General features: G+C 33.7%; 24 protein-coding genes and 1 riboswitch. Of the genes, 5 read left to right on the top strand and 19 right to left on the bottom strand.

Features of this window, described 5'->3' with window-relative positions:
* Positions 1–30 precede the first annotated feature (30 nt).
* Positions 31–471 (bottom strand): MarR family winged helix-turn-helix transcriptional regulator, encoded by a 441-nt coding sequence (locus HHU08_RS09095; RefSeq protein WP_101730097.1) that lies wholly within the window; start codon positions 469–471, stop codon positions 31–33.
* A gap of 307 nt (positions 472–778) precedes the next feature.
* Between HHU08_RS09095 and HHU08_RS09090 the strand changes: the two genes are divergently transcribed.
* Positions 779–2,266 (top strand): ATP-binding protein, encoded by a 1,488-nt coding sequence (locus HHU08_RS09090; RefSeq protein WP_169188317.1) that lies wholly within the window; start codon positions 779–781, stop codon positions 2,264–2,266.
* A gap of 238 nt (positions 2,267–2,504) precedes the next feature.
* Here HHU08_RS09090 and HHU08_RS09085 read toward each other — a convergent pair whose 3' ends face one another.
* Both HHU08_RS09085 and HHU08_RS09080 read right to left on the bottom strand, forming a co-directional pair.
* Positions 2,505–2,774: an aspartyl-phosphate phosphatase Spo0E family protein gene (locus HHU08_RS09085; RefSeq protein ID WP_016200916.1), complete on the bottom strand. Its 270-nt coding sequence runs from the start codon at positions 2,772–2,774 to the stop codon at positions 2,505–2,507.
* Between the two features lie 375 nt (positions 2,775–3,149).
* Positions 3,150–4,325 (bottom strand): pyridoxal phosphate-dependent aminotransferase, encoded by a 1,176-nt coding sequence (locus HHU08_RS09080; RefSeq protein WP_169188316.1) that lies wholly within the window; start codon positions 4,323–4,325, stop codon positions 3,150–3,152.
* A gap of 211 nt (positions 4,326–4,536) precedes the next feature.
* Here HHU08_RS09080 and HHU08_RS09075 point away from each other — a divergent pair, with 211 nt between their 5' ends.
* The gene (locus HHU08_RS09075; RefSeq protein ID WP_101730099.1) at positions 4,537–5,322 is read left to right on the top strand and encodes a carbon-nitrogen family hydrolase; all 786 of its coding nucleotides are present in this window, start codon (positions 4,537–4,539) and stop codon (positions 5,320–5,322) included.
* A gap of 509 nt (positions 5,323–5,831) precedes the next feature.
* Here HHU08_RS09075 and HHU08_RS09070 read toward each other — a convergent pair.
* Together HHU08_RS09070 and HHU08_RS09065 are read right to left on the bottom strand one after the other, a co-directional pair.
* Positions 5,832–6,404 (bottom strand): DUF2087 domain-containing protein, encoded by a 573-nt coding sequence (locus HHU08_RS09070; RefSeq protein WP_016200913.1) that lies wholly within the window; start codon positions 6,402–6,404, stop codon positions 5,832–5,834.
* A gap of 271 nt (positions 6,405–6,675) precedes the next feature.
* Positions 6,676–8,550 carry an ATP-binding protein gene (locus HHU08_RS09065; RefSeq protein ID WP_101730100.1) on the bottom strand — a complete coding sequence of 625 codons (1,875 nt, stop codon included), beginning with the start codon at positions 8,548–8,550 and terminating at the stop codon, positions 6,676–6,678.
* Positions 8,551–8,943: 393 nt separating this feature from the next.
* Between HHU08_RS09065 and HHU08_RS09060 the strand changes: the two genes are divergently transcribed.
* Positions 8,944–9,969, top strand: a complete 1,026-nt coding sequence (locus HHU08_RS09060) for an acyltransferase family protein (RefSeq protein WP_169188315.1) — start codon at positions 8,944–8,946, stop codon at positions 9,967–9,969.
* Positions 9,970–10,013: 44 nt separating this feature from the next.
* Here the strand turns inward: HHU08_RS09060 and HHU08_RS09055 are convergent, their stop codons facing one another.
* The 3 genes from HHU08_RS09055 to HHU08_RS09045 all read right to left on the bottom strand — a co-directional run bounded on the left by HHU08_RS09055 (position 10,014) and on the right by HHU08_RS09045 (position 12,067).
* Positions 10,014–10,160: a hypothetical protein gene (locus HHU08_RS09055; protein ID WP_169188314.1), complete on the bottom strand. Its 147-nt coding sequence runs from the start codon at positions 10,158–10,160 to the stop codon at positions 10,014–10,016.
* A 1-nt stretch (position 10,161) separates the two neighbouring features.
* Positions 10,162–10,320 carry a hypothetical protein gene (locus HHU08_RS09050; protein ID WP_016200909.1) on the bottom strand — a complete coding sequence of 53 codons (159 nt, stop codon included), beginning with the start codon at positions 10,318–10,320 and terminating at the stop codon, positions 10,162–10,164.
* Positions 10,321–10,711: 391 nt separating this feature from the next.
* Positions 10,712–12,067, bottom strand: a complete 1,356-nt coding sequence (locus tag HHU08_RS09045) for a TrkH family potassium uptake protein (protein ID WP_101730102.1) — start codon at positions 12,065–12,067, stop codon at positions 10,712–10,714.
* A gap of 377 nt (positions 12,068–12,444) precedes the next feature.
* Between HHU08_RS09045 and HHU08_RS09040 the strand changes: the two genes are divergently transcribed.
* The gene (locus tag HHU08_RS09040; RefSeq protein ID WP_016200907.1) at positions 12,445–12,639 is read left to right on the top strand and encodes an alpha/beta-type small acid-soluble spore protein; all 195 of its coding nucleotides are present in this window, start codon (positions 12,445–12,447) and stop codon (positions 12,637–12,639) included.
* A gap of 488 nt (positions 12,640–13,127) precedes the next feature.
* On the opposite strand, the gene HHU08_RS09035 is transcribed toward HHU08_RS09040, so the two are convergent.
* The 9 genes from HHU08_RS09035 to HHU08_RS08995 all read right to left on the bottom strand — a co-directional run bounded on the left by HHU08_RS09035 (position 13,128) and on the right by HHU08_RS08995 (position 23,080).
* Complete coding sequence (locus tag HHU08_RS09035) at positions 13,128–13,901, bottom strand: TerC family protein (RefSeq protein ID WP_016200906.1); 774 nt, start codon at positions 13,899–13,901, stop codon at positions 13,128–13,130.
* Positions 13,902–14,024: 123 nt separating this feature from the next.
* A riboswitch (yybP-ykoY riboswitch) is annotated at positions 14,025–14,120 on the bottom strand.
* Between the two features lie 140 nt (positions 14,121–14,260).
* Entirely contained in the window at positions 14,261–14,737 is a 477-nt protein-coding gene (locus HHU08_RS09030) for a hypothetical protein (protein WP_101730103.1), read from the bottom strand.
* A gap of 222 nt (positions 14,738–14,959) precedes the next feature.
* Positions 14,960–15,421: an IS200/IS605 family transposase gene (gene tnpA, locus HHU08_RS09025; protein ID WP_098796075.1), complete on the bottom strand. Its 462-nt coding sequence runs from the start codon at positions 15,419–15,421 to the stop codon at positions 14,960–14,962.
* Positions 15,422–15,601: 180 nt separating this feature from the next.
* Positions 15,602–16,381 (bottom strand): amino acid ABC transporter ATP-binding protein, encoded by a 780-nt coding sequence (locus tag HHU08_RS09020; protein WP_016200904.1) that lies wholly within the window; start codon positions 16,379–16,381, stop codon positions 15,602–15,604.
* Positions 16,382–16,397: 16 nt separating this feature from the next.
* Positions 16,398–17,597, bottom strand: a complete 1,200-nt coding sequence (locus tag HHU08_RS09015; RefSeq protein ID WP_101730105.1) for an amino acid ABC transporter permease — start codon at positions 17,595–17,597, stop codon at positions 16,398–16,400.
* Between the two features lie 8 nt (positions 17,598–17,605).
* Positions 17,606–18,772: an amino acid ABC transporter permease gene (locus tag HHU08_RS09010; protein ID WP_169189644.1), complete on the bottom strand. Its 1,167-nt coding sequence runs from the start codon at positions 18,770–18,772 to the stop codon at positions 17,606–17,608.
* Positions 18,773–18,882: 110 nt separating this feature from the next.
* A complete protein-coding gene (locus tag HHU08_RS09005; protein ID WP_169188313.1) occupies positions 18,883–19,956 on the bottom strand; it encodes an amino acid ABC transporter substrate-binding protein in 1,074 nt (357 codons plus the stop codon).
* 624 nt (positions 19,957–20,580) lie between these two features.
* The gene (locus HHU08_RS09000) at positions 20,581–22,161 is read right to left on the bottom strand and encodes a peptide chain release factor 3 (RefSeq protein ID WP_016200900.1); all 1,581 of its coding nucleotides are present in this window, start codon (positions 22,159–22,161) and stop codon (positions 20,581–20,583) included.
* 202 nt (positions 22,162–22,363) lie between these two features.
* Positions 22,364–23,080, bottom strand: a complete 717-nt coding sequence (locus tag HHU08_RS08995) for an NAD-dependent deacylase (RefSeq protein ID WP_169188312.1) — start codon at positions 23,078–23,080, stop codon at positions 22,364–22,366.
* A 290-nt stretch (positions 23,081–23,370) separates the two neighbouring features.
* Between HHU08_RS08995 and HHU08_RS08990 the strand changes: the two genes are divergently transcribed.
* The gene (locus HHU08_RS08990; protein WP_169188311.1) at positions 23,371–24,159 is read left to right on the top strand and encodes a TatD family hydrolase; all 789 of its coding nucleotides are present in this window, start codon (positions 23,371–23,373) and stop codon (positions 24,157–24,159) included.
* A gap of 32 nt (positions 24,160–24,191) precedes the next feature.
* Here HHU08_RS08990 and HHU08_RS08985 read toward each other — a convergent pair whose 3' ends face one another.
* Both HHU08_RS08985 and HHU08_RS08980 read right to left on the bottom strand, forming a co-directional pair.
* Entirely contained in the window at positions 24,192–24,320 is a 129-nt protein-coding gene (locus tag HHU08_RS08985) for a YjcZ family sporulation protein (protein ID WP_101730108.1), read from the bottom strand.
* A gap of 38 nt (positions 24,321–24,358) precedes the next feature.
* The gene (locus HHU08_RS08980; protein WP_081836530.1) at positions 24,359–24,463 is read right to left on the bottom strand and encodes a YjcZ family sporulation protein; all 105 of its coding nucleotides are present in this window, start codon (positions 24,461–24,463) and stop codon (positions 24,359–24,361) included.
* Between the last annotated feature and the right edge of the window lie 167 nt (positions 24,464–24,630).

Here is a 24,630-nt window from a genome sequence, read left to right as displayed (position 1 = left end):
AATAATCGCTTTAATCTAAATTTCTTTGATTTAATTTTTCCCGACAGATAACCCAACTCTCTTTATTAATCCAATAGCTATGTCTTTTTCTTCAGGTGATAATTCAGACATAATTTCGTGAATTCTTTGTTCATGATTTGGGAAAATGCCTTCAATCAGCCGTTTACCTTTATCTGTAATTTGAGCAAATGTAACTCGTCTATCTGTTGGACAAGCAACTCTTTTCAAATAGCCCTTTTCTTCTAATTTATCAACAACATAAGTGATACTTCCACTTGCTAACAAAATCTTTCCGCCAATTTGCTGTAGTGGTTGATCCCCTTTATGGTATAACAATTCTAACACGGCAAACTCTGTTGGGTTCAAGCCGTTTGCCGTAATTAATTTATTTACATTTTCATTTATAGCGCGATAAGCTCGCGACATTACAATATATAATTTTAGTGATTGATCAATATCTTTTTTTGCCATCTATAAACTTCCCTTATTAGTATAATACATATCTCGAATTAAAATAAATTATATTATTCCCCATCGCTTTTGTCAATTTCCAGATAGAATCCATCTTATTTTTAGGCTGTTTTTCTCAATAAGAAAAACAATTAGTGGGAAAAATAGAGCAGCCAGAATACACGTAGACTCCTTCTGGCTTCGGGTATAGCAACAAACTTTACGAAAACAGTCTATTTTTAATGGGTAGCTTCCCTTGATTGAGCTTTCCCTTTTTCATGTTATAATTAAGTTTATATAATGGCATTACTTTATGGAGAATCTATTGATGAAAATAAATACAAAAAAAAAGCTTTTATATTTTGCAATTGTCATCGTTCCTATCATTATTACGAGTATTCTATTTTTTAACTATCAAATAAACAAAGAAGAGACAAAAAATAAGACTCACGCAGAATGGGTAGCTTCCATACACCAAAGACAATGGGACTCTTATATAAACAAAATTGTTTCTACTTTAAATATTCTAAGCCTTTCGATTCAAACAAACATCGATTCACCAGAAGAAATAGATCAATTACTAAGAAAAGTATTTACGAATGAGCGGATTTATGGTGGTTTATTCTTGCTTGATAACAACGGAAAAACGATCGCTGGTGTCAATGATACATATGACTCCATTGATATTTCTGATGAGGATTATATAGTAGAAGTTGTTAATTCGAAAGATTTAGTAATCTCAAATAAAGAAGAGGTATTAAGTAACGGCCAGAAGGTTATCGGTATTGCAATGCCTATTGTAAATCAACATAATCGTTTAGACTCAATTATAACCGCTTATCTCCGTGTTGATTATTTAATAAATATAACGAAAATGCTATCTTCTGAAGAGAATATTGCGATTATGAATGATCAAAAGGAACGTATCCTTTATATAAATGAGGGTGCGACTATCGGTGAAAATGTTATTAGTACACCGATTGACCGCCTGCCTTGGACCATTGTTGTCGAATTAGCAGAACCGAATATATGGAACATTGTAAAATCGAAAATATGGATACTTCTTTTCTTTATAGTAATCTTCCATCTATTTTATATGATTATAGTCCTCTACTACCAGAGAAAAACAAGAGAAGAAGAAGCAAAACAGAATGAAATTCAAAAATTAGAGCTAGTTGGCAATTTAGCTGCAAGTTCTGCTCATGAAATTAGGAATCCTCTAACAGGAATTAAAGGATTAATCCAACTATTAAGTGAGAAATACCAAGACCAACAAGATCAGCTTTATTTTTCTATAATCCAAAAGGAAATAATGCGAATAAACGAAATTGTAAGCCAATTCCTTATTTTAGGAAAACCAACCGCACAAATAAAAGACAAAATGAATATAAAATCGATTATTGCAGAACTTAATCCATTAATTATTTCTGAGGCAAATTTATATAATGTTAAATATATAGAAAAAATTCCAGAACAAGATATATACATCCTCGGGATTGCCGATCAAATGAAACAAGTGCTACTAAATCTAACAAAAAATGCACTTGAAGCGATGGAAAATGGTGGTCAGCTAGAACTTTCTGTCCAACGTATTCATTCAAACGTCATGATTACAATCATCGATAATGGAATTGGGATGTCCAGCCAACAGTTAAAGAAAATTTTTGAGCCATTCCATACTTCGAAGGAAACAGGCACTGGCCTAGGACTCGTTGTATGTAAAAGAATTATTGAATCATTCAATGGTGAAATTCATATATCCAGTAGAGAAAAGAAAGGAACAAAAGTAAATATCATCTTACCTATAATGGAATGATAGCTTGTCTTTACGCTTCTTGCATAATAAATGCATTCATCTTCTGATTATTCTCCAAAAAATGGAGGCTAAAAAGCTTATGAACAAGAGAAGCGTATTTTTTTATCAAAATAGTGGATATAATATTGTGTGGAAAACGGGGTGCTTAAATATTTTATTATAGAAGGGCATTGATTTAGATGAAATATTATTAAGGTAATTCCTGCCATTACCCTTCACCGTAATTTAGTTTTTATATTTATCTATATGCAACCTCGGAATAATTTTTCCGTTTATATCGATTAGCATTAGACCAAAATATTCGAGTATTTTTAAATTGTCGTTTTATTTGTTTTCTTTTTTCACTTTCGTAGCGAAATACAAGCTGATATTCATAGATTAGTTCATCTAATTCTTGACTTAATCTGATTGTCTCCTCATCGATTGTTCCGCGTTCTTTCGCTGTTTTAATCATTACCTCCCTCTTATCTTGAATTTCAAATAATAATTCTGTCTTCTTACAATACACCTTGCTTCCTCCTAATCAAATTCCAATACTTACAAACAATTCATTATTGTTTACTTGATGAATTATTACAATAAAACAAATAAAAGTAAATAGATTCGCAATATTAGACATTTTTTTGAATCAAAATAGGTAATTAGACTCACTAAACCTTGATAACCATACTGTTTTTCGACAAGAACAATGATGAAAACAGTCGAAAAACACATCACAATCAAGTAAGCGCTTTCATATTAGTTATATTAACCTATTAGTTACTGTATATATGAAAGAAAATTCCACTCCCATGATTTTTCTACTTATTCTAGTGTTAAGAGCGAAAAATAATAAGGATTGAACAGAGTTAGAAATCCATTCAATCCTTTTATCTAGAAGCAATTAATTAAAAATCGGAAGCTCTTTTAATCTGTCAATTGCCTCTTGTAATCTATCTTCTTCTGTTAATAGACCTATTCGAACATAGCCTTCACCAAATTGACCAAATCCTGAGCCTGGAGCCATTGCAATATGGACTGTCTCTAATAAATAATCACTAAACTCCTGTGAGGTAAATCCATCTGGTACTTTTAGCCAAGCAAAGAATGAACCTTCCGGGGCATTGACTTTCCATCCGATTTCATTGAGTCCTTTTATTAATACATTTCGTCTTCGTTCATAAAGCTCATTCATCTCTCTAACACAATTTTGAGAGTCAGTTAATGCTGTATAGGCAGCTTCTTGTATTGCGCCAAATAGACTTACATATAAATGGTCTTGATAAAGATTGATAGCAGAAACGACACTACTATTTCCAACCGCAAATGCAACTCTCCAGCCAGCCATGTTAAAAGTCTTGGATAAAGTATAAATTTCGACACCAATATCCTTTGCTCCCTCTAGCTGTAAAAAGCTAAGAGGTTTTTTCTGATCGAAACCAATCGCTCCATATGCAAAATCATGAACAACGCATATATCATGTTGTTTACTTAAAGAAATCGTTTCAGCAAAGAATTCTTTTGTGGCAATTGCTCCTGTTGGATTGTTGGGATAATTTAAGAACATTAATTTTGCTTTCTCTAATTCATGTTCTTCTATCTCCTTATAATTTGGTAAAAAATTATTCTCTTCTCGTAATGGCATCATAACAGTCTCAGCTTTTGCTAAAGCAATCCCAGATAGATAGTCGGGATAACCAGGGTCTGGAACCATCACTGTTTCACCTGGATTTAGTAAACAAACTGGTATCTCTACTAAACCAGCCTTTCCGCCAAATAAAATAGCAACCTCTGATTCAGGATCTAAATCAACATCGTATTCTTTTTTGTAAAATTGAGAAACAGCCTTCTTTAAATGAGAGTATCCTCTAAACGGTGAATACTTATGATTAGTCGGTTGTTCTGCTGCAACTTGCAAACTTTTAATAATGTGAGAAGGTGTTGGTTGATCTGGATTACCTTGGCCTAAATTAATCACATCATGCCCTTTTTCGATATAGCTATTAACTTTTGTAACTAATGAAGCAAAAAATTGTTCTGGTAAATTTTTCAATAACTGAGATTGTTCATATTTCTTCATGTACACACACCTTCTTAAGCGTTAAAAATATTCCAATTACTTTAAACATGGATGAATCAGACACAAAGAAAGACAGTTCCATGTTGGATTTAAATAAATAATCGTTTAATAATTCGCTTTTTTATGATATAACGAAATTAATATAATAATTGGATTTTTTGTTGTTTATCATTATAACGGAAATCATGGAAGATGAATAGAGGTGTAAGATTTGAAATTTAGAATTAGACTAATTCAGATGGATATCGCATTTGGGAAGCCTGAAGATAATTTTAAACAAGTAGAAGAAAAAATAGCAGCTGCTTGCAAAGAAAATTGTGATATTATTGTTCTGCCTGAGCTATGGTCAACTGGCTATGACTTAACAAGACTTCTTGCTATTGCTGATAAACACGCAAAAAGTACGATCTCCTTTTTAAAAGAATTAGCTCTGAAACATCAAGTCCATATTGTTGGTGGATCTATTGCAAATAATAAAGGAAACGGCATCTATAATTCCCTTATTGTTATAGATAAATCTGGCGAAGTTATTCATGAATATGATAAGCTTCACCTTTTTCAGCTAATGGATGAACATTTATACTTAAAAAGTGGGACATCAAGTGGACTATTTTCTTTAGAGAACAGTACCTTTGCAAGTATGATTTGCTACGATATCCGTTTTCCTGAATGGATAAGAGCTCATACAACAAAAGGAGCAGAGGCAATCTTTGTTGTTGCAGAATGGCCAAAGCCCAGACTAGCACATTGGAAAAGTTTATTGATTGCTCGTGCCATTGAAAATCAATGCTATGTCATCGCTTGTAATCGTGTTGGAGCAGACCCTGATAATATCTTTGCAGGACATAGTATGGTAATAGATCCATGGGGAGAAATCGTTGCAGAAGCTGGTGAAATAGAAGAAATTCTATCTGCTGCGATTGATTTAGAAAAAGTTACAGAGGTTCGCAAAACAATTCCGATTTTTGCTGATCGAAAACCAGAATATTATCAATGATTTTAATAGCAGTATATAAAGCTGGGACATAAGTATTTTCAACCAAATAACCCCGAACGATTATACGTACATGCTAAGTGAAAAGTTCGTATAATTGTTTGGGGTTTTATTCATTTAAGAAAGACGGTTTGTAGTGATCACCCGCAGACTGAATACACTTCGCTTTCCATGGGGCGAGCGCCAAGCCTTCTCGTTCCTGCGAGGTCTTGGACTTTCTCGCAGCTCCCATAGGAGTCTACTTGTATTCAGGCTGCTTTGTATTTCCTACTCATTATATTTTCTTTAAAAAAATGATGGAACGAAATAACCTTTAAAAACGGAGTGAAATGGAGCGGAGGACACTCAACTCCTGCGGGAAGTAGAGCAAAACCTAAGACCCCATAGGCTTAGGTTGCTCCCCGGCGCATAGAGTGTCTGTAGCATAATGGAACGAGTTGGTTTCGCTACTAAATGAGAGATTGTTCGTCTTTATCTATTATATATTTTGTTCTGTCCCAGCTTCTCTCTTTTTACTTCGCCCACATTTCCTCAGGATTAAGTTCATATATATTATTTTCTCTATACATAAAATGATTGATGATAAACTCTCGTCTAATTGTTGCATAGTCGTCGAAATATTGTTTTATATATTCATTTATTTCTTTTTCTTCATATTTTCTGCCAAATTCTATCCCCTTCAGCATGTATTTAAAGACGACTAACTTCTTCTTTCTCTGAGAAGGAATATTTTTAAGCCGACCTTCTTTCGTAAAGAAGTTTTCCACAATTTTTGCTTGTTCCTCATTGGTAACTGCCATAACACTCTCCTCCATTCCTATTGCTAGATTTCTTAAGGAATCTGTTTGTTGTAAAATAACTGATTTGTTTAAGAAAAAATAAATCGTATTCTTATCTCTTCTTTCATAAACTACATTTATTTCCCGCATTTTTTTTAAATGATGGGTAATAGTTGGTGCTGATAAACCTAGTTTTTCTGCTAATGCTTGGCCATTCCATGGTTTATTTGCTAATAAGGAGATAATTCTTACTCTTGTTGGATCTCCCATCATTTTATGAAAAGCAACCAACTTGTCTAATTGCATATATCCACCTACTTTGATTAATATCTAATTAGATATTAATCAAAGTAGGTGGGCGAGTCAAGATAAATTTTGAAATTTTATTAGCGTACGTGATACTTTTTTCTTCAATACTAATTTCTTTCAAAAATTTTCCACTTCAGGTTAATAGTGTGGTGATAACGGACTGCAAACAAAAAAGGGCCCAAGTAAGCCCATTCTTTTTAACCAATACCTATTACTTTTTTCTATTAAAAAACCCTCTTTAAATCAAGGGCTAAAAATAATGATTCCTTTAGTCCACTGATTCCCGCCTTATAGGGAGATGAATATGAAAAATCGTCCCTATTCCTAGTTCAGAATCAACTATTACTTTTCCTTGATGGTCTTCAATTATTTGATAGGATACGAGTAACCCTAAGCCAGTCCCTTTGTCTTTCGTAGTATAAAAGGGCTCTCCGATTCTCGCTAGTTTTTCTTTACTCATCCCCTCTCCATTATCACGAATTGCTATATGAAAGCAATCCTCTTTACATTCAATAGATATTGCTATTTCACCGCCATCTTCTAATACTTCGATTGCATTTTTAATAATATTTATAAATACCTGTTTCAGTTGATTCGGTTCACAATAAATTGTCGGAAGTTCTTCGCTATACATTTTTGTAATTTGAACATTTTGTAATACTGCTTGGGCATGAAGTAATTCAATGGTATCATTCATAATTTGTCTTACATCGCGTTTAACATATTGGACAGCTTGTGGTTTTGCGAGTAATAAAAATTCATTAATAATAGATTCTATCCTCGTTAACTCGGATTTTATTACAGAAAAATACATTTCATTTTCCTGTGAAGCGACCCCATCTTCTAATAATTGTATAAATCCCTTTAACGCTGTCATTGGATTGCGAATTTCATGGGCTATTCCCGCTGCCAATTCTCCTACAACATTTAACGTAGATGACTTCCTGAGCTGTTCTTCTAAAACGGCATTTTCAGTAATATCACGTAATGTAGTTATACTTAATCCTGAATAGATATTAAATTTATTTCGATATTCAAACTGAGTATACTCTCGATTATCAAGAAATTTCACCGTATAAAGGCCTTGATTTTGTCCATCTTTTTTCAGCTTTAATAACTTCGGTTTTATATCTTCCCCTATCGTTTTAGCAGAAGGCAAATATGATAATAAATTTGAACCGATTAAACTCTCTTTGTTTTCATTAAGCAAACGTTCGGCTGCTTTATTCATATCAATTATTGTATAGTTCTGATCCCAAAGAATTATCCCATCAAACACTTCTTCAAAAATATTTTCAAACATTACCTTGCTTTCTCTTAGTTCCTCTTCCATTTTATAACGCTCCGTAACATTACGGAAAATACTCATATTTAACCCTTCTACCGAATGAAGCTTTGTTGTAAATTCTAATATTTTTTTCTGTCCATTTGGCATCAAAAACATTAATTCTTCCCGATTTGATTTCTTATAGTATAAGCTCATAACCATCTCTGCATAGCGAGAATCCTTTTTATAAATAAAATCACTAATTTTTGATTTCAATAGTTTTTCTTCAGAACTTTCAAAAATTTTAAGCGCTGATGAATTTGCTGCAATAATTTGCCCTGTTTCTTTCCATAAAACAATACCATCAAGCGCCTCTGTAAAAAAATCATTGTAAAGTTTGCGAGTCTCTTCTTTTTCTCTTTCCTTTTCAAATTTCTCCGTTATCTTTCCGATTATTGTAAAGAAACCCAATTTATTAGGCAATTGGCTAGTCTGCGTTTCAAAATAATGTTTTCGACCATGAATAGTTAATGGTAAAACATTTCGAATTAGACCTGATTTGGTTTTTATATGATTAAGATGGTCCCTTATCATAGAACGGTCTTCCTGTTGCAGAAAATGTGTTATGTTCCTATTAACCACTTGATTTATATTCACGTTAAAGTAATCACAAAGACATGTATTAATATCTCGAATGACCCCATTATCATCAAAAATAATTAATCCTACATTTATAGTTTGGAAAGCAATTATTCTCCTATCCCATATTCGATTCTGTTCTTCTAGTTTTTTCTTTAGAAGTGTATTTTCTTTTTCCACTTCATTCAGCTTCATTTGTAATTGTCGATATTCTTCTGAATAGGATATACTATCCATTTATTTGGATACCCCCTTTTCAAACGTAGTGTTTACATTATTCTACATTATTCTTGAATTTCCTTTCCTTCTGAAAAAATAATGGAATTTGCAAAAATAGTATTACTGCATTATCTTCATTCGAAACAAATATCCTGCCAAAAACTATTTGTCTTTTTCTTCCTTTCCCTCCTATCATTTCAGTGATTTCCAAAAAAATTTAAACAAATTTAAAGGTGTACCTGTTATTATAAATAAGATTTTTTGTTTCAACTTTTTTCGTGTACATTTCATTTTTGTAATAAACAGAAGTTATTTAGTTAACAGATCAACTACATGGGATTAAAACTAGTGAATTTGTGTTATATATAGTTAGTGAAATAGATGATATTTCATTCATGAAAGGATGAGTTTATGAAACAGCGGGATTACTACTTTGATAATGCAAAATTTCTTTTGATTTTTTTCGTTGTCTTCGGTCATTTTATCCAATCATTTATAAATGACAATCAAAATATTTATACATTATATAAGGTAATATATACTTTCCATATGCCAGCATTTATTCTTATTTCCGGATTTTTTGCAAAAGGAATAGCGGAAAAGGGTTATATAAAGAAATATGCAAAAAAACTAATCATTCCCTATCTTATCTTTCAGCTTGTATACAGCATTTTTTATTATTTTCTTTATGGAAAGTCGACTTTTGCGATTGAGCCTTTGACTCCCCATTGGTCCTTATGGTTCTTAATCAGTTTGTTTTTTTGGAACATCTTTTTACTAGCATATGTTAAATTAAAACCGTTACACGGAATTATACTATCCCTTCTATTGGGATTAGCTATTGGAATGGTCGACTGGACGTCAAGTTATTTAAGCTTAACGCGAACATTTGTCTTCTTTCCTTTATTCTTAATAGGTTTTTATATGAAAAAAGAGCATTTCGATTTTGTAAAAACAAGAAAAGCCACAATAAGTGCTATGATAATTTTCGCTCTTGTTTTTATCGGATTCCATTTATTCCCATCTATTAATTATCAATGGTTATTTGGCTCAAAATCATATGAAGCATTAGGGGAAGGTTACTTGATTGGAATGGCTATTCGGTTATTTTTTTATGTATTAAGCTTTCTGATGATTTTCTGTTTTTTCGCTTGCGTGCCTAAAAAGGAGTATTTTTTTACTAAATTCGGTAAATCTACGTTATATGTATATTTATTACATGGTTTCTTTATCCGTCTCTTTAGACAAAGTGATTTACCAGATATTTTTGAATCACCACAATCGTATGCCATGATTGTAATTGTGTCATTCTTTATTACCATATTACTTTCAAGTAATATCATCATTTCGTTAACACAGCCAATAATTGAATTAAGAAGCTCAAAATTCAAAAAACTTTGCGCGAGAGTACATCAATCCGTACAAACAAATCGATAATTTAGGTTCCCATCAGCAAACCAAATATACTGATGGGAATTTTTTTATTTCTTTTTACTTGCTCCCTTTACTTTATCCTTCGTCAACCCGCCTGTATCATAAAATTTACTTGCATTAATATCGCCAAATTCTTGGCCAAATTCTACATTTGAAGTTTCTGCCTGTTTACGATCCTTTACTTTTTTTACCATTTTATTGTCCCTCTCTTCCATGCTTTGAATTTCTATTAGCACCTTTAATTGGGTTTTCTCCCCTGCTAAATTCAGCAGAAAATTCTGTTTCCTGCCTATTTTTCTTCGGTGTTTTACTATATTTCTCAACACTATTGAATTCAGCCTTCCGCTTAGCCATTTTTATCACCTTTCCTTTCACTATTACATTTTTATTATCCTCACGCTAAAAAAAGATATGCTTCCCTACTTTTGTAAAAAACAAAAAATGGAGTGTGTTAACAGACACAACTCCATCAGACTGTAGACAAACTCCTGAATTTTAGATATAGAGGTTTGTCTATATTATATTTATTAGTCCCTTTGAATAGGGATGTTGCTTTCCGTGGGGCTCGCGCTGAGCCGCTTCGGCTTTTAGCCTGCAGGGTCTCAGACTGTCTCGCTAATCCCACAGGAGTCTCACCCCTTCCACTCCAAGCAACGCATGAAAATTCCATTTAAGTTTCTAAAAATCTGTTTGTCGACAAACTGATCGAGTGAGTCAACAAACACAACTCCATTACTTCATTTGATTACCCAATAATAATTCGTTCTTTTGGATAATGGAAATTATCTTTTTTCTCTTTTCCACCAATTATATAGATGAAAGAAGTTAAGCCAATTCTTCCAATGAACATTAGCAGCATAATGACACACTTACCAAAACTAGATAATTCTGGTGTCAACCCTAATGAGAGCCCGGTTGTTCCGAAAGCGGAACAAACTTCGAAAAGGATAGCAATAAGGGGAGCTTTCTCTGATATTGACAAGGCAATAACAGCGATAAGACAAATTCCAGTCGCAAATATCGTTACAACCAATGATTTAATAATATCTTCTTCATGAATTTCTCTTTTAAATATTTTTATATGACGATTGCCATTAGCATAATGATAAATAAATAAAATATTCAATGCAAAAGTTGTCGTTCTAATCCCTCCACCAACTGAACTTGGGGAAGCACCAATAAACATAAGGAAACAAAATATTAGCAAGGTTGGCATAGAGAACTCGTTTAATTCCATTGTTGCTAACCCCCCACTTCGCGTCGAGGTGGAATGAAAAAACGCATTAAAGAATATTTGATGCCAGCTCATTCCAGCATAATAATTTCCCCATTCTAATACAATAATCATGATTGTTCCGAATAGTAAAAGGAAAACAAAAGTAATAGTTGTTAACTTTGTAAATAAAGAAAACTTTAGATGCATATTTCCAGCTTTCGGAAAAAGATAATTTTTCACTTCTATTAGTACAGGGAATCCAATTGCTCCTAATGTAATAAGGATAATATTAACTAGCTGTACAAAATAATCATCCTTAAATGGAGTAAGAGATTGCCCCGTTAAATCCAATCCACCATTAGTAGTGGCACTAACAGCGGCAAAGGTTCCTTGTAAAAATGATTCTGTCCAATTAGGATAATAATTATGGAATTGCAAAGTAAGTATAATAGCACCTAAAATTTCAATGATAAGAATGATTTTGAAAATCTCTCTAATTAAATTAACAAGACCTGATAAATTAGACTGATTGTGATCAATCATAATTAATTGTCTTTCTCTTAATCCTATCTTCCTGCGAAAAATCATCCAAAAAAATGTACCTATTGCCATTACACCAATTCCGCCAAATTGTAAAACAAGCATTAATATTATGATACCAAAAGTACTATATGTTTCAGCGATATTAATTACAGTTAGTCCCGTTACACTTACTGCAGTAACCGCAGTAAATAACGTATCCATAAATGAAACCGTTACTCCGGCTTTATGTACCCCTGGTAAACTTAACAATAAAACAGAAATGCTAACTGCTAAAATATAATAGCTAGTAATCATTTGCGCAGGAGTTAGGTTTTGTAGGACTAACTTAAGTTTCTTGCCCATTAAAAAACAATTCCTTTCTTCAAAGCTACATAATAAAGCGTTTTTTATTATGCCTTTTTTTATATATGAATAATTACCAGTATAAGTTATCTATCCCTGCCCATACAACCAAATATTTTAATGTTTATGTATCTTTTAAATCATAGTAGCTAATATATAGGAAGAAAATGCCCAAGCTAAAGAACTTACTACAAATACATTGAAGCATGTTATACTTCCAATACATCCTATTTTCTCCCATACACACAAACTTTACCACTAATGAACATGAAATAAATCCATATATTATTAATACAGAATCATTTATCATTTCTATTAACACAACGCAATGAATTTGATAAATAATGACTGTACTATATAATTAGGAGGAAAACAAAATGGCTTCTAGAAATAAATTATTAGTTCCAGGAATTGAACAATATTTAGATAGTGTTAAATACGAAATCGCTCAAGAATTTGGAGTAAACCTAGGTTCTGATACCGTTTCCCGTTCAAACGGTTCTGTTGGAGGAGAAATTACAAAAAGACTTGTTCAACAGGCCCAAGCAGAGCTATCTGGAAAAACACATTAAGCTAAAACGTAAAGTTTGTTGAAAATGAAAGTAACCCCATCTTTACTTTCCAGGGGGCTAAACTTAAGCCACCTCGTAACGTCTGTGTACACTTTCTGTACAAACTATAAAGGCTGGAACATAAGTATTCCAGCCAAAGATAAACCCGAACAATTATACGAACATTGCAAAGGTTCGTGTAATTGTTCGGGCTTTTTTTATTCGATTAAAAAGGATTTTCTATGAAGTTTGTTGCTGTTACCAGCAGCCTAAATACACTTCGTTTTCCGCGGGGCTCGCGCTGAGCCTCCTCAGCTCTTCTCCGGTTTCTCAGACTGTGCTAATCCCACAGGAATCTACTTGTATTCAGGCTGCTCCGTTTTCCAAATAATTATATTTCCCATTATACAAACAACCATTTTTTAGAAGAAAACGTTTAAAAACGAAGTGAAATGGGGCGGATGAGCCTTATATATTTTTGTTTTGCCCCAGTCTCTTCTTTTTGTCTATTATGCATTGCTCTCTTTTGCTTTAACCGCTTCTTTATTAGAAAAGAAATATCCGCCAACTGCGATTGCGACTAATACAAACCAGAATATTCCTTTCCATATTTTTGATTCTGGAAAATGCTCATCTAAGAATCCAACAGATGGATGTGCTAATGTAAAGACTGCTAATTTAACACCAACCCAACCTACAATTAAAAATGCTGCTGTTTCAAGAGACGGACGGGAATGAAGTAATTTAACAAACCAGTTAGCAGCAAAACGCATGATGATTAAGCCAATTAATCCCCCAAGGAACATTACTAAGAATTGCCCACCATCAATTCCACCTAGCGTAAACCAATTTGTTTTCGGTAAAGTAATCGCAAGTGCAACTGCAGCTAGCATGGAATCAATCGCAAAAGCGATGTCTGCTAATTCAACTTTTAAAACAGTCATCCAAAAACCAGATTTTTTCTTTGACTTTTCCCCTTTATCTTCTTCATTCTTCTTCGCATACTTTCCATAAATATTATGCACCGCAATAAAGAGAAGATATAGTGCGCCTATCGCCTGCACTTGCCATACGTCTACTAAAAAAGAAATCATGAATAAAGTAGCAAAACGGAAGACAAATGCACCTAATAATCCGTAGAAAAGCGCCTTTTTTTGTTGCTCTACTGGTAAGTGTTTAACCATAACGGCCATTACAACCGCATTATCTGCTGCAAGTAACCCTTCTAATACAATTAGAATAAGTAAAACCCAGCCATACTCTAGTAACATGCTTGCATCCAATAATATTTCCCCCTTTTAGGTGTTTATTTGTATACTCCCTATTAGCAGGTTTTGCTACGCCTCTCGTTATTATGTACAAAAGTGCGCAAAAAAGACCTTTGCCAAATAGGCAAAGGTCTTGCTAAGCACTAATATGCCAACAAAGCCGATGGCATATGCCATGAACTGACGACTTTGTTTTAGGTATCAACCTAAAAGCTACTCCCCTTTGAGTAGTATACAAATATTAATATGTATTAATTATATACAATATTAAACTATTTGCCAATGGTTTTTTATTTATTTTTTTATTTTACTGAAATTTCCCTTAACCATTATTTCAACATCTCACTTTTTTTCTTTATCACCTTATTGAACAACTAGGACATATTCTTCTTCCTTCGAAAATAAATTAAACAATACTTTACTGCATGACCACATATGATACCAGGTATCAAAAAAACCATCGGCAAGAATACAGGACCTAACAACACACCAAATAACTTCAACTTCGTCGAATAAAAAACGCCTACTGTTACAAAATATGCACAAAATACAAATGGTAAGAAAGCATATTCATTGTCTGTTTCCATTACTTCCTTATACGCGTCCCACATTGCAAACATATATAAACACGGATAAAACAATATCCATTGAAAATCCATAATATCAATCGCCTCTTGGATATTGCCGCAAAAACTTAGCATGATTGCTAAATTAAAATTACTTTTCGCATTTATAATGAACTCTAAAATAACAAACAATGTTCCTTTCCAATATTTTTTCAATAATAACTGACTAAAACCTGGAAGTGCGATACTCCACATTATTGCTTCAAGTCTACTTAGGCCCTTCATTGGAATCACCATCTATTTTTCTATACCTACTGTTACATTTTTAGCGAAATAGTGATATTTTATACAAAATGAATTGTTATATATTTACAAATCAAAACCACCAGTGTGAACTGGTGGTTTGCTCTGCGGCTGAAAGCCTCTCTTACCGGCCTTGGCCTTAAAGGCCCACTGAAAGGGTTTCCCTTTTGCACCACATTCTCTCACCAATTCTAAAGAATTCCGTTATTTCTTCTTATTTTTTTCTCCTGTAAACGGATCAAACTCTTCGAACAATGTTAACTGGTCAGCTCGGTAGTCTTCTACCAGCTGATTTCGAATGTATTCTTGTATTTGCTTTTTGTTTCGGCCTACGGTATCAACATAGAAGCCACGACACCAAAATTTACGATTTCCATATCGGTACTTTAAATTGGCATGTCTATCGAAAATCATGAGACTACTTTTTCCTTTCAAGTAACCCATGAACTGAGACACACTTAATTTTGGTGGGATACTTACTAACATATGAATGTGGTCAGGACAAGCATTGGCTTCATGAATGACAACACCCTTTCGTTCACACAAATCCCGGATAATTTGTCCAATACTCTTTTTGTATTTCCCATAAATAATTTGTCTTCTGTACTTTGGTGCAAATACGATGTGATACTTACAATTCCATGTCGTGTGTGCTAAACTATTCATGTCCTTCAAGGGGCATACCTCCTTCTATGGCGAGTTAAAGTGGTCGGGAAACCAACTTTATCCTACCATTTGAAGGGGGGTTTTTTAATACCACGCTTGAAGCTCTTTAGAACCCCCGGCATAGCCAGGGGTTTTCGAAACCACACAAACCAAACAAAAAAAGAGCCAATGGCTCTTTTTTTAAAGTATCTGAGATAGGAATGCTTTAGTCCGTTCATGCTTTGGATTATCAAATATTTCTTCCGGTTTCCCCATTTCTACAATTTCTCCTTTATCAAATAGAATAATACGATCCGCTACTTGTCTCGCAAATCCCATTTCATGTGTTACTACTAGCATGGTCATACCTGATTCTGCTAAAGTTTTCATAACATCCAATACTTCTTTTACCATTTCAGGATCAAGCGCAGAAGTAGGTTCATCAAATAGCATAATTTTCGGCTGCATTGCTAGTGCTCTTGCTATTGCCACACGCTGCTGTTGTCCACCTGACAATTGTCCTGGATATTTATTTGCTTGCTCTGGAATTCCGACTCTTTCTAGCAACTCTTTTGCAATTTGTTCTGCTTTTGCCTTTTTCCACTTTCTTACCCAAATTGGTGCTAAAGAAATATTTTTGAGAATGGTCATATGAGGAAATAAATTAAATGATTGGAACACCATCCCCGTTTCTTTGCGAATTTCCTCAATATTTTTCAGATCATCTGTCAATGCAATATTATCAACAACTATTTCCCCTTTTTGAAATTCTTCTAAGGCATTAATAGTTCGAATAAATGTGGATTTACCAGACCCTGAAGGTCCTAAAATAACAATTACTTCTCCTTGTTTTACTGTTAAATCTACATCCTTTAATACATGGTGATCCCCATACCATTTATTCAATTTCTTTACTTTAATAATATCTTCTCTCTCATTTAAAGGCGTTGTTAATTTATCTACACCAAACACACTTTCCATTCTCTCATTCTCCTTTCTATCTCGTTCCTACTCCAAGTGATTTTTCGATATGTTTACTTACATGTGACATTAAGAAGCAGAAAATGAAGTACATAAACGCAATAACAATATATAACTCCATATATTTCCCTAGATATGCCGGATTCGCAGCGATTTTTTTCCCCATGCCAAGAAAATCAGCTAATCCAATTACAGCAACTAAGGAAGTATCTTTAAATACGGAAATAAATTGCCCCACCATTGCAGGAATCACTGCTTTTAAAGCCTGTGGTAATACAATAAAAACCATCAATTTAAAATTACTCAATCCAAGTGCTTGAGCTGCTTCAAATTGTCCTCTCGGAACGGATTGCAAGCCTCCCCGAATATTTTCTGCTAAATATGCTGCACTAAATAGAGTAAAGGCAATCATTGCACGAACAACATTATCTAATTGAATCCCCCCAAGGAACATTGGCAATAATAGCTGTGCAATAAATAACACCATAATAAGTGGCATCCCACGGATCAACTCAATATAGAGAATACAAAAGTATTTTATAAGAGGCAGCTTACTTCTTCTTCCCACTGCAAGCAGCAAACCTAGTGGAAAAGAGCATATAATGGCTACAGAGGCGATGACTAAAGTTAATAAGAATCCACCCCATATATTTGTTTTAACCGGCTCTAATACTCCGAATCCATTAATAATAGAAAGAGTGATTGGAATAAATAAAATCCATAATGCGAGCATGGGAACTTTTACTTTCGGCACATATTTTCCAACAAAGTAAAAAAGAATAATCGCTGCAACATTTGAAAATAAATATATCTTCGATTCTACTTCTGTATATGGAAGAATTCCAAATACGATGAAAAGTACACTAAGACTAATTGCTACATGACCGATAATCCCTCTCCATGCCCCCCAGGTAGTGCCTAACAGTACAGATAGCAATAACAAGGCCACCCATAATCTCCATATTTCCTCCATTGGAAACTGTCCAACAAACAGCAGTCTTAAGTTATCCGTAACCACTCCCCATTCACTAGTGAGTAAAAACTTACCTACTTTTGTTAGTAAATATATAGTGAACATTAGTGTGATAATGGTCACTATAGCGTTTTTCCAATCCTTGAACAAATTATTTTTTAGCCATAATTGTAGTTTCTTTTGACTATTTAACTTTTTCGACTCCATAACTGGTTCTGTATTATTAAGTTGTATATTATCCATTTACTTCCCTACCTTTCTACCAGCTGGAATTTTTTGTTGAAAAGATTCATTAACAGGGATGTAGTTAAGCTAAACAATAAATAAACAGAAATTACAATTAATAATGTTTCTAACGTATGTCCTGTTTGGTTAATGATTGTATTTCCGATTCCAACAATGTCTTGATACGCTACAGCCATGGCTAAACTTGAGTTTTTTATTAAATTTAAATATTGGCTTGTCAATGGCGGAATAATGATTCTAATCGCCTGCGGAAAAATAATTAAACGAAGTGCTGTATGACTTTTAAAGCCGAGCGCTTTTGCCGCTTCCGTCTGTCCTTTTGGAACGCCCATAATTCCAGCACGGACAATTTCTGAGATAAATGTTGACGTATAAATCGTTAGTGCAACTAACACAGACATAAATCCGATAGATAATGACGTTCCACCATCGAATGAATTTCCATTAAACACAGGAACTGAAAAACCAAGTGGTCCATTTCCTAAAATAAAATAGGTAATAATCGCTGCAACCATTATAAATCCGATGCTCGAAATGAGCGGATATGTAGATTTTCCGGATTCAAATGATATTTTTGTTAATTTTCTAAATAAAAACACACTTCCTACAACTAGGAGAATGAGGACAATCATCCAAATAATTGTATTATCTTGCAATGTAAACCATGGAATAGACGCACCTCTGTTGGAAAAATAAAAAGGTCCCATCGATAGTGCATCTTGAATTTTTGGCATTGGTAAAAAAACGGCAAAGTTCCAAATGAAAATCTGAACCAATAATGGCGTATTTCTAAAAACTTCCACATAAACTGTTGCTACTTTACTCACTAGCCAGTTATTTGATAACCTAGCAATTCCTACTATTACTCCAATGATACTTGCTAAAATGATGCCAAAGATAGAAACCTTAAATGTATTTAATAAACCAACTAATAAAGCTCTTTTATACGGATCATCTGGTGTATAACTAATAATGGACTCAGCAATTGGGAATGATGCCTTTAAGTTTAAATAATCTAATCCCAGTGTCAATCCTATCTGCTCTAGACCTGATATCACATTTCTTATCATGAAAGAAATGACAATTCCTACTATAATAACGAAGATAATTTGGCTAATAATCGGTATAATTTTTCTGTTTCTCCAAAGAGGAGTCGATGTTGTCTTTTTCATTTCCACTATATTCTCACCTCTCACTTAAAAGAATAGGGGGTATCTCAAAAGAGTATGACACTTCGGTTTTTGAGAACCCCCCTATTTTTTAAATTATCAATTAATTAATATTAACGGAATGGGATAGAGTACAATAATCCGCCATCACTATACAACGCATTTTGTGCACGCTCTAATTTAAACACTGTATCTGGTCCTAGGTTACGCTCATAAATTTCCCCATAGTTACCAACTTGTTTAATAACTTGGTAAGCAAAATCATTAGATAAACCTAATTGTTCACCAAGATTCCCCTCTACCCCTAGAAGACGTTGAATTTCTGGATTGTCACTAGTTAAGAAATCATCGACATTTTGCGAAGTGATTCCAAATTCTTCAGCTTGAATAGTTGCAAATACAATCCAAGATACTGCATCAGCCCATTTCTCATCTCCATCTTTAACAGCTGGAGCTAAAGGTTCTTTTGATAATGTTTCATCCAAAATAATATGTGCATCCGGATCTTGCAAAGTAGACTGACGAGAAACTAATCCTGACTTATCTGTTGTCCATGCATCGATAGATCCTTGCTCATATGCTGCAATAACAGCATCTGCATTATCAAATGTTTGGGCTGTATAATTAACTCCAGCAGCTTTCATTTGATCTGCCAAGTTCAATTCTGTAGTCGTACCTGTTTCAACTCCAATTGTTTTTCCTTCTAAATCTTTTAATGTTTTGATTCCACTATCTTTTGGTACCATAATGCCCTGACCGTCATAAAAAGTTACTGGAGCAAAACTTAAACCTACCTCTGCATCACGGTTTGTTGTCCAAGTTGTGTTACGAACTAATACATCTACTTCACCAGATTGAACAGCTGTAAAGCGATCAGTAGCTGATAAAGGTCTAAATTCAATTTTCGTAGCATCTCCAAGTACTCCTGCTGCAATAGCTTTAGCAAAATCAACATCAAAACCAGTGTTTTTACCATCTGATCCTATGTATCCAAAGCCAGGAAGTGCATCATTGACGCCTGCTTTTAACGTTCCTCTATCTTTAATTGTTTCTAGTAAACTTTTAGAAGAACTTGATTTTGCACCACTTGTGCTTCCTCCCTCTGATGATGACTTACTTGAACAGCCAGCTAAAGCAAGTACAAGCACTAATAGAATACTAAAAGTAAGCGACAAACTTTTTTTCATGCATTTATCCCCCTATATCTTGTTTTTTATGATACTATCAGACTCTATTGAATGAATATTCAATCTATTTAACTCGTAAGAATACTCTTATTAAATGTAAGATAGTATCATATTCGTTAAAAAGTTAACAAGTTATATATATTAACATTTGTTTGTTAACTTTTATAACAACTTGTTTTTATTATACCTATTTTTTTTCTAATTACAAATAGTTTTTTGAAAACTTTTAATTTTTATAAGTTTTCAACGTTTCTATATGTATTTAGAAACACAAAAACCTTATATATCAGTTATTCGGCTACCGAAAGACTTTCTTTTGAATGTTACTCTTTCAGTATCTCTCACCGATTTTAAAAGAAAATTTTATGAAATAACTAAATTTGTATACAATTAAGCTATTTCAACATAATAAATTCTTTCCCTTTTTTATAAACACTTGTCTTCCCTTCCCCTTTTCTCTATTCTAATGTTCAAAAACCTGACACGTTTTTAACATTTTTCATGTTTATTCAATCTAAAATTCTTCAGAAAACTGCTATTATCTAAAAAAAGAGACTGTTTCACAAATGGATATCTCTTGAGAAAACAGAAGATATCCATTTGAAACAATCTCTTTTTTACTATCTATTCTTGCTCATCCATCGGATTATATAATTTAACTTCTGGATTTTTATCTTGGAACCATCTTAAGGCAAATTCATTTTCAAATAAAAATGCTTTTTTGCCGAAACGATCTTCCACTAATAAACTTCTCCCGCTTGAAAGATTTTCATTCACTTCTTCGTCCACTAACCAACGGGCAATTTTGGAACCTACATGCTCCATAATAACTTCCACATTGTATTCATTTCTCATACGATGTTCAAACACTTCAAATTGTAGTTGACCAACTGCTCCAAGAAGATAATCTTCTGTTTTGACAGTCTTATACAATTGAATCGCTCCTTCTTGCACGAGCTGCTGTATTCCTTTATGGAAATGTTTTTGTTTCATTACATTTTTGGCTGTTACCTTTACAAATAGCTCTGGCGTAAATTGAGGTAACTTTTCATATTGAAATGCATTCTTACTAACTGTTAACGTATCTCCAATCTGATAAAAACCTGGATCATATAGCCCGATAATATCACCGCTAACTGCTTCATTAACGGTACTTCGATCATCTGCCATAAATTGAGTAGACTGTGCTAATTTCACTTGCTTCCCGGTTCTTGGCAGATTTACTGTCATCCCTCTTTCAAATTTCCCAGAACAAATCCGTAAAAAAGCAATACGATCACGGTGAGCCGGATTCATATTTGCTTGGATTTTAAAAATAAATCCAGAAAACTCCTCAGACAAAGGATCTATCTCTCCCATGCTAGATTTTCTTGCTTGTGGAGATGGGGCAAATTGCAAGTATGTTTCTAAAAACGTTTGAACACCAAAATTGCTTAAAGCACTCCCAAAAAATACTGGCGTTAGATCCCCATTATTTATTTTCTCCTCAGAAAATTCGTTTCCAGCTTCATTTAAAAGCATGATTTCTTCTAAAGTTTGATCATATAAGGAATCCTGTTTAATTGAATGATCGCCTTCGATCTCTCCATCTTCATTTAGCGGGATATATTTTTCCGTATCTTCTACACGGAACTGCTCAATTCGTTTATAAAAACGGTCATAAATTCCTAAAAATTCTTTTCCCATTCCGATTGGCCAATTCATTGGATAGGACTCAATCCCCATTACTTCTTCCAATTCCGCTAGTAATTCAAGAGGCGGCTTTCCTTGGCGATCCAATTTATTTATAAATGTAAAAATAGGAATACCTCTCATTTTACACACTTTAAATAGCTTTAATGTTTGTTCCTCTATCCCTTTAGCTGAATCGATGATCATCACAGCACTATCCACTGCAGTAAGCGTACGATAAGTATCTTCACTAAAGTCTTGGTGTCCTGGTGTATCCAGAATATTCACTCGTGCATTTTGGTAGTCAAATTGCATCACACTTGATGTAACGGAAATCCCTCTTTGCTTTTCTATCTCCATCCAGTCACTTGTTGCATATTTTCCTGTTTTCTTCCCTTTTACTGTTCCAGCATCCCTAATAGCGCCACCGAAAAGTAAAAGTTTTTCCGTTAATGTCGTTTTTCCGGCATCCGGATGGGAAATAATCGCAAAGGTGCGACGAGATAGTACATCCTGTTTAAAATTCTTTGACATGTTACGTTCCTCTCTTTTTACGCTTTCAAATTTAGTCCATTCCCTTATATTATCTCGATATATCAAAGTTTGCAATGGGTTTAAATGTATTCCCCTCGTTTTATTTCAGCTATTTTCCCTATTTTTTAAAAGTAGCTGTAAGTATACTTTGTTATTTTTTATCCCGATAAACATAGGACAGCTTTATTTCTAAAAGCTTAAATTAAGCTAGCTTAAAGTTTATATCCTCCAATACTTTCCCAATCGATTGGTGAATAACGAAATCAGCTAGCCCATCCATTTCTGTTGGTTCTTTATTAACAATAATCAGCTTTGCTCCTGTTTGTTTCGCCAACAATGGAAATTGATTTGCTGGTGAAACGGATAAAGAGGATCCTAATACTAAAAAGACATCAGACTTAATTGCCGCTTCCTCGGCTGTTAAAAATGGCTGTTCTGGAAGCATCTCGCCAAAAAGAACAATGGAAGGTCTTAAGACTCCCCCACAATCACATGAATAATTTTCATGTAAGTATTCTTCACTGTGATAACTTTTTCCGCATGTTTCACAATGAATCTTTTTTAAAGTTCCATGCAATTCTGCAACATTATCATTCCCTGCTTCTTGATGGAATCCATCAACATTTTGGGTTATGATTTGCTTTAAAAGCCCGTTTCTTTCCCATTCAGAAAGAATATAATGGCCTTGATGCGGTTTAAATTCATGTATTCCTTGAACTCGTTGGCGATAAAAGTTTATAAATTCTTGGACATGATTATTTAAAGCATCTGTAGATGAGAGATACTGTTTCTTTTCTGCTGTCCATAGCCCAGTATTAGCTGATCTAAAATCAGGTAACCCACTCTCTGTCGACATTCCTGCACCAGTAAAAACAACCAAATAATTAGCAGACTTCACTAATTGAACAAATGGATCCATCCAAAATTCCCCCTCACACTTCGTTATCCATTCATTTTAGCAAACCCTAGAAGCTACTCAAAATGAATGTGCTCTTGCTTGGAAATTATCCCATTCTTAACGAGCATAAGTCTTCCACTGATGGAAGTTTTCTTTATCTCGTACAGATATTTTTTATAATACATTCTGTTATAATAAAGATAATTTCAACAGGGATGACCATGTTATTTTAATGAAGCGGGATAAAGAGAATACAATGAGGCTACAAATATCTCCACTCCTTTCCTTATACTACAAAAAAGGTGATGTAAATGAACCAAATTATAGATGCCCATATTCATATTGACCAGTACAATCGAGACGAAATCAGCCAGTTTTTTAAAGAAGAAACATTAATTGCTGCTATCTCTGTCTCTATGAATTTAGATTCATGTAAACAAACAGAAAAATTAAGCAAAGAGTTCGACTTTATTAAAGCAGCCTATGGTTATCATCCAGAACAATCATTACCTTCTGATACATCTATATCCAATTTATTTGCATGGATTGAAGCAAACCAGAGTAGCGCTATTGCCCTTGGCGAGATCGGCTTACCTCATTATATAAGGAGAAAAGATCCATCTTCTATTCCTTTACAACCTTATATTGAAATCCTCGAGCAATTTATTGTATTAGCAAAAAAATTAAAAAAACCTATTGTTCTTCATAGTATTTATGAAGAAGCTGATATTGTCATTAATCTACTTGAAAAGCATAGCTTTTCAAATGCTCATTTTCATTGGTTTAAAGGAAGCCCAAAAACAATTGAACAGATGATAAGAAATAATTATTATATTTCCCTTACACCTGATTTTTTATATAAGGAAAAAACTCAACAGCTCGCGAATTTATACCCGATTGAAAAAATAATGGTAGAAACGGATGGACCTTGGCCATTCGATGGGCCGTTTATTTATCAAAAAACTGTTCCAACTATGATTCATGCTATTATTCATGCTTTAGCAACATTGAAAAAATATACATTATCAGACATGTATGAGCAAATCTTATGTAATACGAAAAGATTTTATTCTATTTCTATCCCCCAAAAAAGAGACTGACTCTACGAATCAGTCTCCATTATTTCATTATTTTACCATTTGAAGCAAGCTGCACCTACAATGATTAAAAGAATGAATAAAACGACGATTAAAGCGAAACCTCCGCCGTAACCTACACCACCATAGCCATAGCTTGGATATCCATAACCATATCCGTACATTCTATTTCCTCCTCTTAATTTCTGTTAGTTACGGATTATTAAAATCCGCCGTAACCCCAAGAAGCACCAATAATCACCAATAAGATAAACAATACTACTAAAAGAGCGAAACCTCCGCCGTAACCTACTCCAACTTCACCCATGAATAAAAACCTCCTTTTTTTGATTCCATATATCCTATTCAAGAATCTAAAATGTGCGATAGACAAATGCACATTTTTTAGGTTTTTTAACTAGTTCAGCTTATCAAGTATAGGCTGTTAATTAATACTTTGTTGTTTTTTTACGTTGTATCAGTTTCATTTCATTA

Origin of the sequence: Niallia alba (assembly GCF_012933555.1) — a bacterium.
GTDB classification, from domain to species: Bacteria; Bacillota; Bacilli; order Bacillales; family Cytobacillaceae; genus Niallia; species Niallia alba.
Note: the sequence above shows the minus strand (reverse complement) of the source record. Positions and strands in the feature narration are given on the sequence as shown.

Excerpts from the sequence above, each read along its gene's own strand:
- HHU08_RS09095 (WP_101730097.1), bottom strand. The coding sequence starts at position 471 with ATGGCAAAAAAAGATATTGATCAATCACTAAAATTATATATTGTAATG.
- HHU08_RS09090 (WP_169188317.1), top strand. The coding sequence starts at position 779 with ATGAAAATAAATACAAAAAAAAAGCTTTTATATTTTGCAATTGTCATC.
- HHU08_RS09080 (WP_169188316.1), bottom strand. The coding sequence starts at position 4,325 with ATGAAGAAATATGAACAATCTCAGTTATTGAAAAATTTACCAGAACAA.
- HHU08_RS09070 (WP_016200913.1), bottom strand. The coding sequence starts at position 6,404 with ATGCAATTAGACAAGTTGGTTGCTTTTCATAAAATGATGGGAGATCCA.
- HHU08_RS09065 (WP_101730100.1), bottom strand. The coding sequence starts at position 8,550 with ATGGATAGTATATCCTATTCAGAAGAATATCGACAATTACAAATGAAG.
- HHU08_RS09060 (WP_169188315.1), top strand. The coding sequence starts at position 8,944 with ATGAAACAGCGGGATTACTACTTTGATAATGCAAAATTTCTTTTGATT.
- HHU08_RS09055 (WP_169188314.1), bottom strand. The coding sequence starts at position 10,160 with ATGGTAAAAAAAGTAAAGGATCGTAAACAGGCAGAAACTTCAAATGTA.
- HHU08_RS09050 (WP_016200909.1), bottom strand. The coding sequence starts at position 10,320 with ATGGCTAAGCGGAAGGCTGAATTCAATAGTGTTGAGAAATATAGTAAA.
- HHU08_RS09045 (WP_101730102.1), bottom strand. The coding sequence starts at position 12,067 with ATGGGCAAGAAACTTAAGTTAGTCCTACAAAACCTAACTCCTGCGCAA.
- HHU08_RS09040 (WP_016200907.1), top strand. The coding sequence starts at position 12,445 with ATGGCTTCTAGAAATAAATTATTAGTTCCAGGAATTGAACAATATTTA.
- HHU08_RS09030 (WP_101730103.1), bottom strand. The coding sequence starts at position 14,737 with ATGAAGGGCCTAAGTAGACTTGAAGCAATAATGTGGAGTATCGCACTT.
- tnpA (WP_098796075.1), bottom strand. The coding sequence starts at position 15,421 with ATGAATAGTTTAGCACACACGACATGGAATTGTAAGTATCACATCGTA.
- HHU08_RS09020 (WP_016200904.1), bottom strand. The coding sequence starts at position 16,381 with ATGGAAAGTGTGTTTGGTGTAGATAAATTAACAACGCCTTTAAATGAG.
- HHU08_RS09015 (WP_101730105.1), bottom strand. The coding sequence starts at position 17,597 with ATGGATAATATACAACTTAATAATACAGAACCAGTTATGGAGTCGAAA.
- HHU08_RS09010 (WP_169189644.1), bottom strand. The coding sequence starts at position 18,772 with ATGAAAAAGACAACATCGACTCCTCTTTGGAGAAACAGAAAAATTATA.
- HHU08_RS09005 (WP_169188313.1), bottom strand. The coding sequence starts at position 19,956 with ATGAAAAAAAGTTTGTCGCTTACTTTTAGTATTCTATTAGTGCTTGTA.
- HHU08_RS09000 (WP_016200900.1), bottom strand. The coding sequence starts at position 22,161 with ATGTCAAAGAATTTTAAACAGGATGTACTATCTCGTCGCACCTTTGCG.
- HHU08_RS08995 (WP_169188312.1), bottom strand. The coding sequence starts at position 23,080 with ATGGATCCATTTGTTCAATTAGTGAAGTCTGCTAATTATTTGGTTGTT.
- HHU08_RS08990 (WP_169188311.1), top strand. The coding sequence starts at position 23,371 with ATGAACCAAATTATAGATGCCCATATTCATATTGACCAGTACAATCGA.
- HHU08_RS08985 (WP_101730108.1), bottom strand. The coding sequence starts at position 24,320 with ATGTACGGATATGGTTATGGATATCCAAGCTATGGCTATGGTGGTGTA.
- HHU08_RS08980 (WP_081836530.1), bottom strand. The coding sequence starts at position 24,463 with ATGGGTGAAGTTGGAGTAGGTTACGGCGGAGGTTTCGCTCTTTTAGTA.